This is a genomic window from Bacteroides faecium, from assembly GCF_012113595.1.
Lineage (GTDB): Bacteria > Bacteroidota > Bacteroidia > Bacteroidales > Bacteroidaceae > Bacteroides > Bacteroides faecium.
In genome coordinates this window covers 196216-212781 of the sequence record NZ_CP050831.1, presented here as the reverse complement: position 1 = coordinate 212781, position 16566 = coordinate 196216, and the positions used below count along the sequence as shown (strand labels likewise).

The window sequence follows — 16566 nt, the reverse complement described above, 5'->3', positions numbered from 1 at the left end:
AACAATCTGAAGAAACAAGAATGATTTATATATTACGTAACAACCAGCAGTATGGTCCATATACTGAGGCTGCGCTTCTTTCTTACGTAGAAAACGGACAGATATTACTTCAGGATAGGGCAATAAAAGATAATAGTCAAGAGGTAAAAACAGTGGGTTACTTTCTTCGTGAGGCAGGACTCTCTGTTCATTTGAAACATAAAGGGAACTTATTGGTCCAACTGAAAGATATTGGGACCGAATTAATTATTCCAAAAGCATCTTTTGCGTCCAGACAATGGTTATCGGATAAAAGGCTTTTGACATTGGCGCTCATCGGGTTGATTCCCAGTATGCTGATGATGTTTCCGTTAGGAGACTATCTGACATTCTATTCTATTGCGCTTTATTTTTCAGGAATATGGGGATTGTTCTTCTATTACTTTTTCAGAACCTCTCAAGTGTCCGTGAAAGTAACGTTAGGCGTGTTTTTCTTAACTCAGCTATTCGTTTTTCTGATTTGGGACTTATTGGGACTGGCAGGTCTAAATCCCTTTTATCATATCATAGGAACGAATGTCATTCTGAATATGGTTGGCTACATATTGGGTGTCGGAATCACTGAAGAATTGGCCAAAGCCATTCCTCTGTTTATTATATGCAAACGTGCCAAAGAACCACTAGTTCCTCAAACGATGGTCTATTATGGTTTGATGTCCGGCATTGCTTTCGGCGTTTTTGAAGGAGTTCAGTATCAAATGGGCGTTAATGCGGAGTTAGGATATACTGCATCGTTTTTTATGAACATTGCACGGCTTACCAGTCTTCCTTTTTTGCATGCGATATGGTGTGGAATAGCCGGATATTTCATTGCATTTGCCAACCTTTATCCCAAATATAGGATATCTCTCTATTTTTTGGCTATAGCTATTCCTGCGGTACTGCATGGCTTATATGACACTTTTTGTAGTTCACTGTTAGGAATGTTTATTGCCTTGCCGATAACGTTTATCGGCGTTATTTTACTGATGACTTATCTGAAGCAAGGTGTCAATTATCAATCTAAATTGAGAAATTAATGCACATGTAACAAGAGAAAAGAATAAATAATCAGGTTTGTTTAAAATAGGTTTGAATTAAAAACGAGAAAACTAAAAATTAGAAAAATGGAACAAAAGCATTTTGTGGGATTAACCGAACAGGAAGTCCTGGAGAGTCGTAGTAAGTATGGAGAGAATTTATTGACTCCACCCAAAGAAACTCCGTGGTGGAAACTTTATTTAGAGAAATTCGGCGACCCGATTATAATTATTTTGTTGGTCGCTACTGCTATATCTTTAGTATTTGGTATTATTCACGGGGACTTTACAGAATCTATAGGTATTATTTTTGCTGTATTGATTGCGACGGGCGTGGGATTCTGGCAGGAATATGACGCCAAGAAGAAGTTTGATGCTATGAAGTCTGATAAAGACTACGAGCATGTGAAAGTGAGAAGAGACGGTACGGTGCTTGAGATAACGAAAGATCAGCTTGTTGTAGGTGATATTGTTATATTGGCAGCGGGGGATGAGATTCCTGCGGATATAGAATTGTTTGAAGCTATCGAAATGAAGGTTTCGGAAGCATCAATGACTGGTGAGTCGGTGGCTGTATCCAAATATCCATGCCGAGACTTTAAGGGTTCGGGCTTTGCTCCCAACTTACTTTTGAGAGGTACTACCATTGAGCAGGGATTGGGCGAAGGTATTGTGGTTAAAGTGGGTGATTCTACCGAAATAGGTAAAACCACGCGTCAGGCTTCCGAAGAAACCAATAATAAAACACCCCTGGAAGAACAACTGGACGGGTTGGCTGCGAAAATCAACGTTGCTGCATTTACCATTGCGACCATCATGTTTATCATTCTGAATATCGTACATTGGATGGACAATGACTTTAGTTGGACATGGGATACGCTTCTTACTGAAGTTCGTTTTTTGATGGGGGCTGTGGTTGTTATTATTGTAGCTGTTCCAGAAGGGCTTCCGTTGTCTGTTACTCTGGCTCTTGCTTTCTCAATGAAGACGATGGCTAAAGAGAACAATTTAGTCAAGAAAATGCATGCTTGTGAAACCATCGGAGCGGTGAATGTGATATTCTCTGATAAAACAGGTACTTTGACACAGAACAGCATGACCGTTGTTGACACGGATATAAAGCCTGAAAATAAAGAATTGCTCAACGTGATTGGTGCGCTCAACTCTACAGCCAACTGGTCTCATGATTCTCAAGTGCTGGGTAATCCTACGGAAGGGGCTATTTTGAAATTTATCGGTCATAAGCAAACAGAACAATTGCGTTCTGAATACCATACTGTTTCGTGTATTCCGTTCTCCAGTTTGTATAAATACATGGTTACTTATGTTGAGAAACGCTCGGATGGCAGCAGGTTGATGATGATAAAAGGAGCTCCTGAAGTAATAGCCAAACTAATCAATAAGGATGATTATTTGGCGGAAGTATCCAATCAGCAGGCTCGTGGACGTCGTGCTATATCAGCAGCAATTATTCACGGCTTAACTTTTGAAGAATTGAAAGCAGTATTGGATAATGGAGAGACGCTGAAGGATAATGACTATATCGGAACATGGTTTATCGAAGATCCGGTGCGTGCAGATGTACCGCATGCTATCGGGCAATGTTATAAAGCTGGAATCGATGTGGTAATGATGACAGGTGATAACTTGAAAACGGGTTCTGAAATTGCGCGTCAGGCAGGTTTTAAGGATATTTGGGCTATTGAGGCAAAAGACTTTAATGAGGCTATAAAGACCGAACATGCTACCCGTGAGTTTCCTAATGTTATCGCAAGGTGCACGCCGACAAATAAATTGAATATTCTGAAATGGGCACAGGAGAAAGGATATGTGTGTGCTATGACGGGAGATGGAGTGAATGACTCCCCTTCGTTGAATTACGCGGACGTAGGTATCGCTATGGGGTCAGGAACTTCGGTAGCTAAAGAAGCGGCAGATATAATATTGCTTGATGACGCTTTCCCGTCCATCGTGACAGGAGTGAAGTGGGGACGTTCTTTGTTCAAGAATATAAAGAATTTCTTGTATATGCAACTTTCTATCAATGTGTCCGCCTGTCTTATTGCTGTATTCGGACCGATAGTAGGGGTTGCCATGCCGTTTACTGTGACTCAATTCCTTTGGATAAATCTGGTAATGGATTCGCTGGCAGCTATTGCGTTGGCGTCGGAACCTGCTGATGAGAATGTTTTGAGTGAGAAGCCTAGAGACAGGAAAGAGTTTATTATCAATAAATCTTTGGCTAAAGCCATCTTTGGTTTTGGAGGTTTAATCTGGTTGCTCTGTACATTGGTTCTTTGGGGAATGAAGCATAATGTGGAGTTTCTTTCTCACATGAATCTGACTGTATTCTTTGCTGCTTATATGGTACTGAATTGGTGGAACTTGTTTAACGCAAGGGTTATCGGTAAGAATAAATCAATTTTCGATGGATTAGGAAGGAATTTGAAGTTCGTCGGTGTAGCTTTGGGAATATTATTTGTTACTATTGTAATTGTTCAGATAGGTGGAGAAGCTTTCCAGACAGTACCTCTTTCCTGGCAGACATGGGGATATATTATATTATTCACATCTCCTGTTGTGATTGTTAGAGAATTATGGTATAGATTGGTTAGCCGGAAATAATTTGAGAAAATAAGGGGGAAAGATTGTTCTTAATAGTCCAGACTATGAAAGAACAACTATCTTTCCCCGATTATTCTCGTTTTTTTTAATTGACTTCCTTTTAATTGTAAAGACAGCTCAATCTTGATATAAAAACATTTAAAGAGGCTTTATCGGGATACAAATATCAACAATATGTTTATTCTCGGGATGTGTCCGATGACTATTGTGGTATAATTCATAAGTGCATCCGTCTCCTTGTTGATAACCGCTTTCTGTAAACCACTTGCACATCGTGTTCCATGCTTTTTCAAAATCTTCGGTCCCCAATTCAAAATGTCCGACAGCATATTTCCCGCCGGGAATAACGAGATTTCCTATTTCGCCTTCCCCTTTAATATCTCCTTCAACAATGATGCAGGCACTCTGACGAACCTTATCCAGTTCAGTTACCGAGGGGTCATCGTGTGTGACGGTTGCGGATTTTGTTACATTTGGGATATACAGACCGCGAGGTTCCGCCCATTTGATAAGTTTCTCATACGCCTTTACGATTTCTTTGAAAGGACCAATGTGCCGGTAATAAACAGCTTTCATGTCCGGCATTTCTTTTACTTCGATTTTTGTTTCCATAAAATATGATATTTTAAATTTGACACTGCAAAGTTGGGGAGATATTACAGTCTTGGGTGTCAAATTCTTGCTAACCATTTGTCCATTCTTGCTGAATAATATTCCGCCCTGGGCATAAACAGGTTTCTCCATTTTACGGAACTGGCTTGGAGTTAAACCGAAGAATTTCTTAAATACACGACTAAAAAGTGATATAGTGCAAAAGCCGCAACTATCGGCAATTTCACTGACAGAGACTTCCGGCTCTTCCCGTAACCTGCTTGCAGCTTTTTCAATCCGTAGGCGTTGAATGTAATCAATCGGTGTTTCACCTATCAGAAATGTGAATATCCTGTGGAAATGAAAAGGTGAGAAATTAGCTATCTCTGCTATATTTTTCAGGTCCAGTGGTTGGTCAAGGTGCATATCAATATAATCCATTACCCGGTTGATTCTGGAACGATATTCTATTTTACTTTTTTCTTGTATATTCATGGCAGAACGTTTAAGCCACAAAGATAGTTGCTGGTTATCAGAACTATTTGTCTATTCTTGCTTTATTGAATAGTCTTGCAATATTTTGTTTACCTTTGCGACATTAATATTTTGTTTAATTTATAATTCTACCGATTATGAGAGTACTGGTATTTCTTGCTAAAGGATTTGAGACGATTGAATTTAGTGGCTTCATTGATGTCATGGGATGGGCAAAGACAGATTTCGACTGCGATGTTGAGGTGGTGACATGCGGGCTGAACGAGAAAGTTATCAGTTCTTTTAATATCCCCGTTTTGGTAGATAAAACTATTGATGAGATTTCCGTAGACGAATACGATGCTCTTGCTATCCCTGGCGGTTTTGAAGTATTTGGCTTCTATGAAGAAGCATATAATGAGAAACTTCTGGATTTGATTCGTCTGTTTGATACTCGGAAGAAGTGGATTGCAACTGTTTGCGTAGGAGCTCTGCCTGTTGGCAAGAGTGGCGTATTAAAAGACAGGAAAGCAACAACTTATCATCTGAACGGAGCGGTAAAACAGAGAGTCCTTCAAAGTTTCGGGGCAATTATCGTCAATGAACCGATAGTGGTAGACGATAATATAATAACTTCGTACGGTCCTCAAACAGCTCCGGGAGTAGCTCTCCTTTTATTGGAGAAACTGACTTCCCGCCATGAGATGTCTTTGGTGAAAGAAGCTATGGGATTTTAACAATAGCCTTAAAAACATCAACTCTTCTTGAACCATTTATAAACCCACTTGCCCACTTTCTCATAGTGCTGTGTTTCAGTGTCGGTGTATAACTTGGAGAAGAAAGAACTGTCTAGCGGCTCTCCCGATTGATTGGGATATAATACAATCAAGCTGTTATTAGAAAAATATTTTCCTAATTGTCTCGGCAACTTCTCAAACGAACTGTCATAAGAAAGTGTTCCGGGACGTGCACTGATAATGACTAACAGATGGTCGTAACTCACTTGTCCGGTCAAGACCAGTAAGTCGTTCCAGTCTTCCAGGGAAGAGAAGTCGGTCAGCACTTGTTTATGTCGTTTCTTTATCCAGGCTTGCAGGCGGATGGTGGTCTTTTCGTTTGCGAAGAAGTGTACGCGGCATCCGAGCGTACTTCCCATCCGGCAGAAATGTTCCATCCATCGTGGGAAACCGGATTCGTATTCCGCTTTTGGGGGCACGGCGATAACAATCCGCTTTATTGTATTGACCGGTATCAGGAATTTGGAGATAATTATTTCGCAGTTCAATCCTTTCAGCAGGTTTTCGGTAAGCATTCCGAAGTATGAATCGGTGATGTTGACCTTGCGGTGCAGACCGGTGATAATACTTGTTACCTCATTCTCTTTCACCGAATGGATAATGCCGGAAGCGATATTTAAGTCATAACGGGTGAGTTGTTTCAATGGTACATTGGCAGCGGTTGTTGTCATGGCTGCTTTTTCCAAGTAACGTTTGCTCCGTATTCTTAGGTTATCGGAAGTATTATCATCATTGATAACATTCAGTGCCAGTAGATTATCTTTTAGTTTCGTATCACGTATTACTAAAGAAAGATTCATCATGTCTTCAATCGTATTCGGATTGGCAAGCGAAATCAGAATCCTTTCCGTTTCTGTCGAGGACTCTTTTTCCGGCTCTGAGTCGTCCATGGCTACTTTCCTGGCTGCCCGTTCGGTTATCAGTGAACTGACTATGCAGGTAACCAGTATCAACAGGACTGTTCCATTCAATACGTCATCGTTCAGCAAGCGTTCGCCGTTGGGCAGGAATATGTTGTAACCGACCAGCACTGCTGCCAGTGTTGCTGCTGCTTGTGCATTACTCAAACCGTACATCAGGTTTCGTTCAAGAACGGACATTTTGTATATCTTCTGTGTGAGCCAACAGGCAATCCATTTGCCAGTCAGCGCCATTACAATCATAACGGCAGCTACTTTCAGCGCATCCCCGTGTCCGAAGATAACACGCAGGTTAATCAACATTCCCACTCCGATAAGAAAGTAGGGAATGAAAAGGGCATTACCAACGAACTCCAGATGATTCATTAATGGAGAAACATGTGGGATGAGCCGGTTTAACACCAGTCCCGCGAGAAATGCGCCTAAGATGCCTTCCATACCCACAAATTCCATAAGCCCGGCGCCTAGAAAGACCATGGCAAGAACAAATATGAACTGCATCACATTGTCATTGTACCGATGAAAGAACCAGCGACCGATACGTGGGAAGAAATAAATGATAAGCCCGCCCAGGAAGATAACCTTTACCACCAGCCATACCCAAAAGAAACCACCGGTTTCTCCCTTGAACAGCCCGCCTATAACCGCCAGTACAAGCAAAGTAAGTGTATCTGTCACTGCTGTTCCGCCTACCGCTATGCTTACGCTGCGATGACGTGATATACCGAAACGGGTGACGATGGGATAGGCCACCAATGTATGGGAAGCGTACATACTGGCTAACAGTACGGAAGTGACAATACTGTATTTCAGATAGGATATATTTGCCACAAACCCGATTCCGATAGGAACGATAAAAGCCAGTAGTCCCAGGACTAGCGCCTTGTTTCGTGTCTCTTTGAAATCCCCCATATTCATTTCAAGTCCGGCCAGGAACATGATATAATAAAGCCCGACTTTTCCGAAAAGTTCAAAGCTGCTGTCGCGTGCCAAAATATTGAAACCATGTTCGCCGACAGCCAATCCTGCCAGAATCATACCGATAATGTGAGGAATACGCAGCTTGTTCAATAAAATGGGAGCAAACAGTATGATGAGAAGTACAAGGAGAAATATCCATGTAGGGTCGGTAATAGGGAATGTTAAATCAAGGCCAATCCAATCCATAATTTGATGAGTTCGTGATATTAGTTGTGCAAAATAACTTAAAAAATACTTTTAAGAAAACGATTGCCGATAAAATTTTGTTTTTATTTATTGCCATATAATTATTATCTTTACAATAATTTAAAACTAAACAGGATTTTAGGAAGATGAAAACAGCACTATTAGCAGTAGGAACCTTGTGTTTCATGGCAAGTTGCACGCCCGAAATGACAAGTTCAAAAGGCATCGTTTGCGATGCAAGTATGAATACGGTATCAATCGTTACCGATAAGAAGGATACGCTTTCATTCAGTACGATGGATGCAAACAAAGAAGAAGTGAACGGCTTGCTTCTGAACGATACACTGGAAGTCTTCTATACCGGAAAATATACTCCGGGAATGAAAGCAACAAAACTCGTCCAGTATCCACAGCTAACAAAATTAGGTGGTGACCGGGACGAACACGGATGTATCGGCTCTGCCGGCTATGTGTGGTGCGAGGTGCAAAAAGACTGTATCCGTCTGTTTGAGAAAGGTATCCGTACGGAAGCAATCGATGGAAATAATGCTTCTGCTTTCATCGTTTTCAGCCCCGATTCCACTCGTGCCGAACTTTTCTTCTCTGACGGGCAGGCTAACGAAATCCTGGAGAGACGTGGTTTACCTTCAGGCGGTTATGCATGGAATGTGGAAGATGATGACACAAAGAATGTACGTTTGGTTGACGGCTTGTGGACAATCAGTCAAAGAGGCAATCTGATTTATACACAGAAAGCAGAAAAGAAATAATCAATAGTCGGACACAAGAGATTGGAATCCCGATACAGGTGTATATGAATACAACCTATATCGGGATTTTTTTACATAATTATATTAATAGATAGCCTTATTTCCTTTCCAGATTCATTATTGACGGAATGAAAAATGCGAGAATACCCGTCATTACAATTGCAATGCCACATATGACAAATACATTAGCGATGCCGATGGCATCTGCTATAAATCCGGTAGCCAACAGTCCTAATAAAGAAGGCAGCAAACTGATACTGTCGAACAATGAAAATACACGTCCCAAGAAAGATACTTCGATTTGTGTTTGCAGTAAAGCAGTGAACGGACCGGAATAGAACGGCATGGATATGCCTTGTACTACCGCCATGATAGCGTAAATAATAAATGCCGAAGGGGGAAGCATTCCGGTAATAAAAATAGAAACACCTACAATAACGTAAGACAGATTTATCATCACGACTTTTCGGACACGCGGATTCCATACCCCCAGTAGAATACCACCCACTAATGCCCCCGAGCCGAAAAGAAGTTCTATCAAGCTGACCTGGTAGGCAGTTCCCGAAAAATTCTTCAATGTCATCAGAGGGATTAGGGCAACAACGGGCATGATGAAGAAAGTGATGAGAATCTCAGTTACCATCACCCATTTCAAACCTTGGTTGCTGCGAATCGCTATAAATCCGTCTTTCATGTCACGAAGCACATTATTGGTTGTTTCCGTTTCTGTTTTCTCCGGATTAGGGATAAAGACAAACAATAGTGAGGTGCAGGCTATAGCTGCCCCAACGACATCGAGCAACATTACTACACTCATATTCGTACTGACAATCAGTGCGGCACCCAGTACGGGACCGCAGATATTGCATAATGCCTGTATGGTCTGATTGATACTGGCGATGCGGGTCAACTCTTTTTCAGGAGCAAGCAATGGTATGGATGATTTCATGGCAGGCGCATGAAAAGCACTTCCGATGGAACGGAGCATAAGCAACAGATAAATCTGCCAAATCTCGATAACATCCAGATAGAACAGCAACGCAATGACGGCTGAACAAAGTGCTACGAAACTATCCGCTAATATCATTGTCCATTTCCGGCTCCAACGGTCAACGAATACTCCGGCAAAAGGACCTAATATAACTTGGGGCAACAAGGCGGCAATAGTGGCAAACGAGAGGACTTCTGCCGAACCAGTCTCAAGACTAATCCACAGAACAATGGCGAACTGGGCAATAGAACTGCTGAGGATGGAGAACAATTGTCCCGACCATATGATGATAAATTTCTTTTTCCAATTATTCATAATACTTCATTGATTATGGATGATGATAGAAGGTATTATCTGTCTGCATATGAAACTTGCAGAGGATATACCGTATAACTATGATAATAAACAATTAATTGAGAGAAATAGTCTTTATAATTCTCTGTTTTCCTGTAACGGAGGAAAGAAATAAAGTACAGGAAGCCCAGCTAAGAGAGCTCCAAATGAGAAACGAAGATTGTGAATTGGTAAATGACTTTCATTTTGATAAAATTCTTCAATTGACTTGTTTTTACTATTTCCAGGAATTTCCGTTCAAAAACATAACTCTATATTCTTCTTGCTTTTTCTTCGGCAATTTCTTTATGACTTCCTCTACCGAATGACTAATCAACTCTTTTATAAGTTTATCGGAAACATCTCCTTCCAAATAGACCGTTATCCAATGCTTCTTATCTGAAAATGGTCCATAAAAGATATCCTCATATTGCTCTATTAATTCTGCCGACTTATCAGGATTACATTTCATATCAGCCCAGAATCTCCCGTCCTTAGGTCGCAGAGTTGCAAAAGTGAACATTTTGTCCATCACTTTAAAAACTAAAGTATGATCACCAAATGGCATACATTCTGTTGCCCCTTTGACCGACAAGCAATATTCTCTGTAATCTTCGATATTCATGGTTTCTCCCTTTCTCCTTTTTTCAAAAGACAAACATACATAAAATCTGAAGATTTTTATGTATGTTTGCTTCGATATGAAGAAATATTCTAAATATAAAAGATAAAACTTATGACAGAAAAAGAAAAGATGCTTGCCGGAGAAATATATGATTGCGGCGATCCGGAATTACTCCAACGTTGGCATTATGCAAAGGAACTTCAGCTCCGATATAATAATACGGATAGTAGGAACAGTGAAGAGTTATCTGCTATTTTGGATGAATTATTAGGTTCACATGGAGATAATGTTTGGATTTCAGCGCCTTTCTTTGTAGATTACGGAGAGAATATACATATAGGCAGTCATGTTGAGATAAACATGAATTGTGTCTTTTTGGATTGCAACCGCATTACGATTGGAGACAATTGCGGTATAGGTCCCGGAGTACATATCTACGCGGTTACCCATCCGGTGAATCCGACAGAACGACTGTCTCCAAACAGCCAGTTCTGGAAGTCACTCACTGCTCCGGTTACGATTGGAAATAACGTATGGATTGGCGGTAGCTCCGTTGTTTTGCCGGGAGTTACTATTGGTGACAATGTGACTATTGGAGCCGGAAGCGTAGTGACTAAAGATATTCCGTCGAATAGTCTGGCGGTAGGAAATCCTTGCCGCGTTATACGGGAAGTTTAGTTATGCTGTCAATGGCTTCTGTTTGGGTATCGTAAATCAGTATGCCTTCCGTTTTATCATCTAACTGTGCAAGTAATTCTCCTTTAGAATTCCAGATAGATGATTTTCCGGCACATTCATATCCGCCTGATTCTCCGATATAGTTTGACATGAAAGTCGTCATTTGGTTGGTAGAAGCTATCTTTGAGAGTTTTTCTATATCGCCGTCTACGCCATTGACTGAGTTTAGTACGCTTGCCATGTAGACTGTCGCATTCATTTTGCGTGCATAGTCTATATGTTCATTATTGGATAATTCGTAGCATATAGCCGGAGCAATTCTGTTTGCTTCGTCATAAGAAATAATATAAGGGGTGTGTCCGGCTGTAAATATCCCTTTTTCAGTAGGATATAAGTATTGCTTCGAATAAGCAACCCTTTCTTTATTAGGACGGAAGATAATCATACTGATAAATAACTCATTATCCTTTTTGGTAGGAATACCGACACATAAAATGATATGATATTTATCACTTACTTCCTGTAAAGGAGTTAAGCGGCTGTCATCTGAATTAGTAGCTAACTCTTTAGCCAGTTCGGGTTCATAACCTGTCAATGACAATTCCGGAAACATAAGTAAATCCGGCTGCTTTTCTAATGCAGCACCTATTAATTTCAAATGTTTATTCAGATTTCCCTCAATATCCCCTTTAAGAGGTTTTAGTTGTACGATACCGATTTTCATATGTCTGCAAATATAGTTGTTTCTGAACTATTAGTTATCAAATAGATTCAAAACTTTCCGTCAAAAAGAAGCGAAGCGATTCGATCGAATAAAATAGATGTTCTTTATTATGCTCTTTTATATTGCAAATATCCATATCGGATACTGCCCATGCAGCGGACAAACATTTTATTCCAACCTTCTGACAAGCCATAATATCCGAAACAGCGTCTCCGATATATACCATCTCATAAGGTTGTAAATTGTATTCAACCAATAAGTTATTAAGATGCTCTGCTTTTCTGTTTCTCTCGGAACTTCCGGTTTTGATGTAGTCAAAACATTCTTCCATATTAAATTGCTTCAATGTAATAGTACAACTCTTTTCTCCTTTACCTGTGACTAAAGCAATAACGATAGATTTCTTTTTCAATTCTCCAATCAATTCTACTATACCTTCAAAAGGATGTGGGCATTTTATAGCATGCATCTTTTTATAGACATCATAAAAGTCATCTAAAGCCTTTTGCCAATTATCTCCGGTAATAACTTGTCTAATCATTCCTTCTTCATTCAACCCGAAAGTTTGAATGATTTCTTTTTCTGTTAATTCATGGTTAGCATAGGGAGCTGCTGCTTTCTTGAAGGCGCTTATACACATTGGTATAGTATCTCCAATTGTACCATCCAAATCAAATGCAACTAATTTAATCATATCCTTGTGCTTTCATTGATTTTACGAATCGTCCTGCATGGATTTCCTACAGCCAAACTGTCGGCAGGAATGCTTTTGGTAACAACGCTGCCTGCACCGATAACACTACCTTTCCCAATCGTGATGCCGGGTAAAATAATCACTCCACCACCAATCCAGCAACCATCCTCAATGGATACCGGTAGTGCAAATGTGTGGCGGACGTATTCGTAACCTTCCGAAGTTTCTACCGGAGTAAGCCGTTCATTCAAATCTATCGGATGGGTTGCCGTGTAAATCTGTACGTTGGGAGCTATCAGTACATTATTTCCTATGGTGATTTTATTGCAATCTACAAATGTGCAACCGGTATTTACGGTGACATTGTTTCCAATATGAATATTACAGCCATAATCACAAATAAAAGAATGACCAACAGAGACATTCACTCCAATACTGCCGAACATAAGTTTCAGAATCTCATATTTTTCTTTTTTCTGTTCATAAGATACCGAGTTGTATTTCATTAACAAACGGTGAGTTTTACTTTTCAATTCCATAAATACCTTGTCGTGACAATCATACCATTCACCAGCCAGGCATTTCTCCATTTCTGTTTTCATAAGCTATTGATTTTGATACACAGCAAAGTTATACCAATTTTTGAACTAATTTTATGTATTATTTTTCGTTATTCTGGTATAATGGCGCTTTTGGAGATTATATTTGCACTATGAAGAGAGAAAACCTACATCAACCGTTTGAGATTAGTTTTAGTGAACTTGACGAATCGCTATTGAAGGAACACGACCATACCTTTTTCGAATTGGTGTATATCCTGTCGGGTACAGGTATTCAATGGATAAATAATAATAAATTTTCCTACCATGATGGGCATTTATTTATGCTAACTCCCGGAGATTCCCATTCTTTTGATATACATACCACGACAAAGTTTGTCAATATCAAGTTTAATGATATCTATATTCACTCTGCGGTTTTGGGTGCTGAAAACATACATAGACTGGAATTCATTTTGCAACATGCCAATCATCAACCCGGATGTATCTTGAGAAATAAGACTGATAAGTTGTTGGTCAAACCGATGATAGAAGCTATTATCCGGGAATATATCAATAAAAAACTGTATAGTAAAGAGATTATAGCCCAGCTAATTAATACAATAATAATTGTTGTGGCGCGTAATATTGCGATGTTTCTGCCTGAACAAGTCGATGAGTGTTCGGAAGAAAAAGCACTTGATATTCTGCAATATATTCAAACCCATATTTACCAGTCCGATAAGATTAAGGCAAAAGCTATAAGTCAACAATTCGGTATTTCAGAAAGTTACTTGGGACGTTACTTTAAAAAACATACGAATGAGACAATGCAGCAATATATATTGAATTACAAACTAAAACTAGTCGAGAATAGATTGCTTCACAGTCAAATGAGAATCAGTGAAATAGTAACCGAATTGGGCTTTACTGATGAAAGTCACCTGAATAAGTTATTTAAGAAATATAGAGGATGCAGCCCTTCCAATTTCCGGAAAAAGGGAACGGTATAACTTTCTGACAACTTTGATTATTTCGATTGTAGGATTGAAATTAGTGTAATCTTTGTGTAGAGAGAAGAAACTGAATAATCACATCCGGGGATAATAGGTGTATTATGTCATAATTTATTCCATAAGTCTCCGAATATTAGAATTTTAGGAGTATATTGTTTTAAGAAGAAATATTTTGGAATCTAAAATTAATCTATATATTTGCAGAATATAGAGAATGTATTGTCAGAGTCTGAAATAACTATTTTATTCATTATCACCACTTCTAAATTTATTATGAAAACTACCGATTCCGAGCAAAAAGGAACCGATATGGAACTGGAGCAGTACCGTACCCGGCTCGAACAAATGGTCGAAGAAAAATCTAAAGACCTGATTGCTATTCAGGAAAATCTCGAAGCGACCAACCGGCGACAGGCATTGTTCATCAAGGTACTGCAAATACTCCAATTGGAACCCGATATACCCACAGCCATGAATATGGCACTTGCCGAAATCGGCCGTTATACAGGTGTTGACCGTTTGGCGACATGGGAAAATCATTTGGACGGTGTAACCTACGGCTGCACTTATGAATGGTGTAACGAAGGAATCGAACCTGCCATAGATTACTTGCGGAGTATGACTATCGAAGCGGGAAAACCTTGGTTTGATATGTTCGAAGATAACAACATCATTTGTACATCCGATATTTATTCGCTCGACCCTTTCATTTCCCAAATGCTCGAAGTGCAAGGAGTAAAGGCCATTGCTGTTTTTCCCCTGTCACAGTTGGGGATACATTTCGGCTTCCTTTCGTTCAACTTTTGCTGGAACAAGCAATGGGATGAGAAAGATGTGGAACTCATGAGCCAAATTTCACAAATTGTATCTACCGCTACGAAGCGTTGGCAGGTCGAAGTATCCCTGCAACAGTCGCAACGTACCATGCAAAAGGTATTGGATAATATCAATGCCAATGTTTTTGTCTGTGATTATGATACAATGGAAGTGCTTTTTGCAAATAAACCTTTTAGGGAAGAAGCCGGGCAAGTGCCGGAAAGAGCGAAATGTTGGAAGATGTTGAATGCCGGATTGGAAGGTGCATGCGTGCATTGTCCGAAACCACAATTACTCGATGCCGACCGCAAGCTCACAGGCGTTCATTTTTGGGAAGACTATAATCCTGTTACCGAACGTTGGTACACCATCCAAAGTATGGCGATTAAATGGCTCGACGGACGGTGGGCAATCATGGAACTTGCCACCGACATCACTACCCGCAAACACGTAGAGTTGGAATTGATTCAGTCTAAAGAAAAAGCCGAAGAAGCGGACAGGCTTAAATCGGCATTCCTCGCTAACATGAGCCACGAGATACGCACTCCCCTGAATGCCATTGTAGGCTTTTCGAGCCTGCTTGCCGAAACTGATGAGGCGGAACTGCGTCAATCATATATGTCACTGGTACAAGAGAACAATGAACTGTTACTCAACCTTATTTCCGATATTCTGGATATTTCCAAAATAGAAGCCGGAACAATAGAACTCACTATATCAAGTGTAGATTTACATCAACTTTGCAAAGAAGTGATAGCTACTTTCTTGCATAAGAAACATGATGAAGCAGTAGAACTTCGTTTTGATGAAAGTTCACCGCAGATAGTGATGGATGCCGATAAAAATAGAATCGTGCAGGTACTTTCTAATTTCATGACCAATGCCTTGAAATTTACCACCAAAGGCTCGATTACTCTTTCCTATACTTTAGAGGATAACGGTCAGCTACGTTTCTGTGTAACGGATACGGGCAAAGGTATTCCTGCCGAACAGCGAGATGAAATCTTCAATCGTTTTGTGAAACTCGACTCATTCGCACAAGGCGCCGGTCTTGGGCTTTCAATATGCCAAAGTTTGGTCGAACGGATGGGCGGAAGAATTGGGGTCGAATCCCGTGAAGGAAAAGGCTCCTGTTTTTGGTTCACACACCCATACCTATCCGATACCCAATCTTCCTTGGAAATAGTAGCGGAAAACGAACAACTTCCAATCCCAAAGACTACCCCAAGAAACTATAAACCTCTGATTCTGGTAGCCGAGGATATAGACAGCAACTACTTGCTGATTGAAGCGTTACTGAGAAAAGATTATCGCTTATTGAGAGCACACGATGGCAGCGAAGCCATAGAGCTTTTCAACGCCCAAACTCCCGACCTCATACTTATGGATATGAAAATGCCGGGTATGGGCGGAATAGAAACGACCAGCCTGTTAAGAAAAACCGGAACTCAAGTTCCCATTGTCGCACTTACGGCCTTTGCTTATGCCAACGATAAATCACTGGCTTTCAATGCGGGTTGCAATGATTTTCTGACTAAGCCTGTCTCGCCGCCCGAGCTGCGTAGAATAGTTAGTAAATGGACAGCGAAATAAACGGGAACCAAAAGATTATCCAATATGGCTATCTTATATTTAAAACATATGTTGAAATGTTATTATGCTTATTTTTTAATTTCTATGCTTAGAATGCGGAAATAGCATATAATGTGCTGTTTTATCAAACTAAATGATGACATTCTTGTTTTTCT

The 16566-nt window shown here is 40.2% G+C and carries 14 protein-coding genes; 7 read left to right on the top strand and 7 right to left on the bottom strand.

Annotated features, from left to right (window positions below):
- Window positions 1–20 precede the first annotated feature (20 nt).
- Together BacF7301_RS00825 and BacF7301_RS00820 are read left to right on the top strand one after the other, a co-directional pair.
- The gene (locus tag BacF7301_RS00825; RefSeq protein ID WP_167959544.1) at window positions 21–1058 is read left to right on the top strand and encodes a PrsW family glutamic-type intramembrane protease; all 1038 of its coding nucleotides are present in this window, start codon (window positions 21–23) and stop codon (window positions 1056–1058) included.
- An 87-nt stretch (window positions 1059–1145) separates the two neighbouring features.
- Window positions 1146–3683, top strand: a complete 2538-nt coding sequence (locus BacF7301_RS00820) for a calcium-translocating P-type ATPase, PMCA-type (protein ID WP_167959543.1) — start codon at window positions 1146–1148, stop codon at window positions 3681–3683.
- A gap of 138 nt (window positions 3684–3821) precedes the next feature.
- On the opposite strand, the gene BacF7301_RS00815 is transcribed toward BacF7301_RS00820, so the two are convergent.
- A complete protein-coding gene (locus BacF7301_RS00815; RefSeq protein ID WP_167959542.1) occupies window positions 3822–4769 on the bottom strand; it encodes an AraC family transcriptional regulator in 948 nt (315 codons plus the stop codon).
- Window positions 4770–4906: 137 nt separating this feature from the next.
- On the opposite strand from BacF7301_RS00815, the gene BacF7301_RS00810 reads away from it, so the two are divergent.
- Entirely contained in the window at window positions 4907–5485 is a 579-nt protein-coding gene (locus tag BacF7301_RS00810) for a DJ-1/PfpI family protein (protein WP_167959541.1), read from the top strand.
- A 17-nt stretch (window positions 5486–5502) separates the two neighbouring features.
- On the opposite strand, the gene BacF7301_RS00805 is transcribed toward BacF7301_RS00810, so the two are convergent.
- On the bottom strand, window positions 5503–7632 hold the full coding sequence (locus tag BacF7301_RS00805) for a cation:proton antiporter (protein ID WP_167959540.1): 2130 nt from the start codon (window positions 7630–7632) through the stop codon (window positions 5503–5505).
- A 146-nt stretch (window positions 7633–7778) separates the two neighbouring features.
- On the opposite strand from BacF7301_RS00805, the gene BacF7301_RS00800 reads away from it, so the two are divergent.
- Window positions 7779–8402, top strand: a complete 624-nt coding sequence (locus BacF7301_RS00800) for a hypothetical protein (RefSeq protein WP_167959539.1) — start codon at window positions 7779–7781, stop codon at window positions 8400–8402.
- Window positions 8403–8499: 97 nt separating this feature from the next.
- On the opposite strand, the gene BacF7301_RS00795 is transcribed toward BacF7301_RS00800, so the two are convergent.
- Both BacF7301_RS00795 and BacF7301_RS00790 read right to left on the bottom strand, forming a co-directional pair.
- Window positions 8500–9708, bottom strand: a complete 1209-nt coding sequence (locus BacF7301_RS00795) for an MFS transporter (RefSeq protein ID WP_167959538.1) — start codon at window positions 9706–9708, stop codon at window positions 8500–8502.
- Window positions 9709–9964: 256 nt separating this feature from the next.
- Complete coding sequence (locus BacF7301_RS00790) at window positions 9965–10351, bottom strand: MmcQ/YjbR family DNA-binding protein (RefSeq protein ID WP_167959537.1); 387 nt, start codon at window positions 10349–10351, stop codon at window positions 9965–9967.
- Between the two features lie 111 nt (window positions 10352–10462).
- On the opposite strand from BacF7301_RS00790, the gene BacF7301_RS00785 reads away from it, so the two are divergent.
- A complete protein-coding gene (locus BacF7301_RS00785) occupies window positions 10463–11029 on the top strand; it encodes a sugar O-acetyltransferase (RefSeq protein WP_167959536.1) in 567 nt (188 codons plus the stop codon).
- Here the strand turns inward: BacF7301_RS00785 and BacF7301_RS00780 are convergent.
- The 3 genes from BacF7301_RS00780 to BacF7301_RS00770 are packed head-to-tail and all read right to left on the bottom strand — an operon-like array spanning window position 11013 to window position 13049.
- Entirely contained in the window at window positions 11013–11753 is a 741-nt protein-coding gene (locus BacF7301_RS00780) for a carbon-nitrogen hydrolase family protein (RefSeq protein ID WP_167959535.1), read from the bottom strand. The genes BacF7301_RS00785 and BacF7301_RS00780 overlap by 17 nt on opposite strands.
- 37 nt (window positions 11754–11790) lie before the next feature.
- Window positions 11791–12447, bottom strand: a complete 657-nt coding sequence (locus tag BacF7301_RS00775; RefSeq protein WP_167959534.1) for an HAD family hydrolase — start codon at window positions 12445–12447, stop codon at window positions 11791–11793.
- Window positions 12444–13049 (bottom strand): sugar O-acetyltransferase, encoded by a 606-nt coding sequence (locus BacF7301_RS00770; RefSeq protein ID WP_167959533.1) that lies wholly within the window; start codon window positions 13047–13049, stop codon window positions 12444–12446. The genes BacF7301_RS00775 and BacF7301_RS00770 overlap by 4 nt, the downstream gene beginning before the upstream one ends.
- Before the next feature lie 110 nt (window positions 13050–13159).
- Here BacF7301_RS00770 and BacF7301_RS00765 point away from each other — a divergent pair, with 110 nt between their 5' ends.
- Complete coding sequence (locus BacF7301_RS00765; protein WP_167959532.1) at window positions 13160–13999, top strand: AraC family transcriptional regulator; 840 nt, start codon at window positions 13160–13162, stop codon at window positions 13997–13999.
- 276 nt (window positions 14000–14275) lie between these two features.
- Window positions 14276–16411 carry an ATP-binding protein gene (locus BacF7301_RS00760; protein WP_167959531.1) on the top strand — a complete coding sequence of 712 codons (2136 nt, stop codon included), beginning with the start codon at window positions 14276–14278 and terminating at the stop codon, window positions 16409–16411.
- The last annotated feature ends 155 nt before the right edge of the window (window positions 16412–16566 follow it).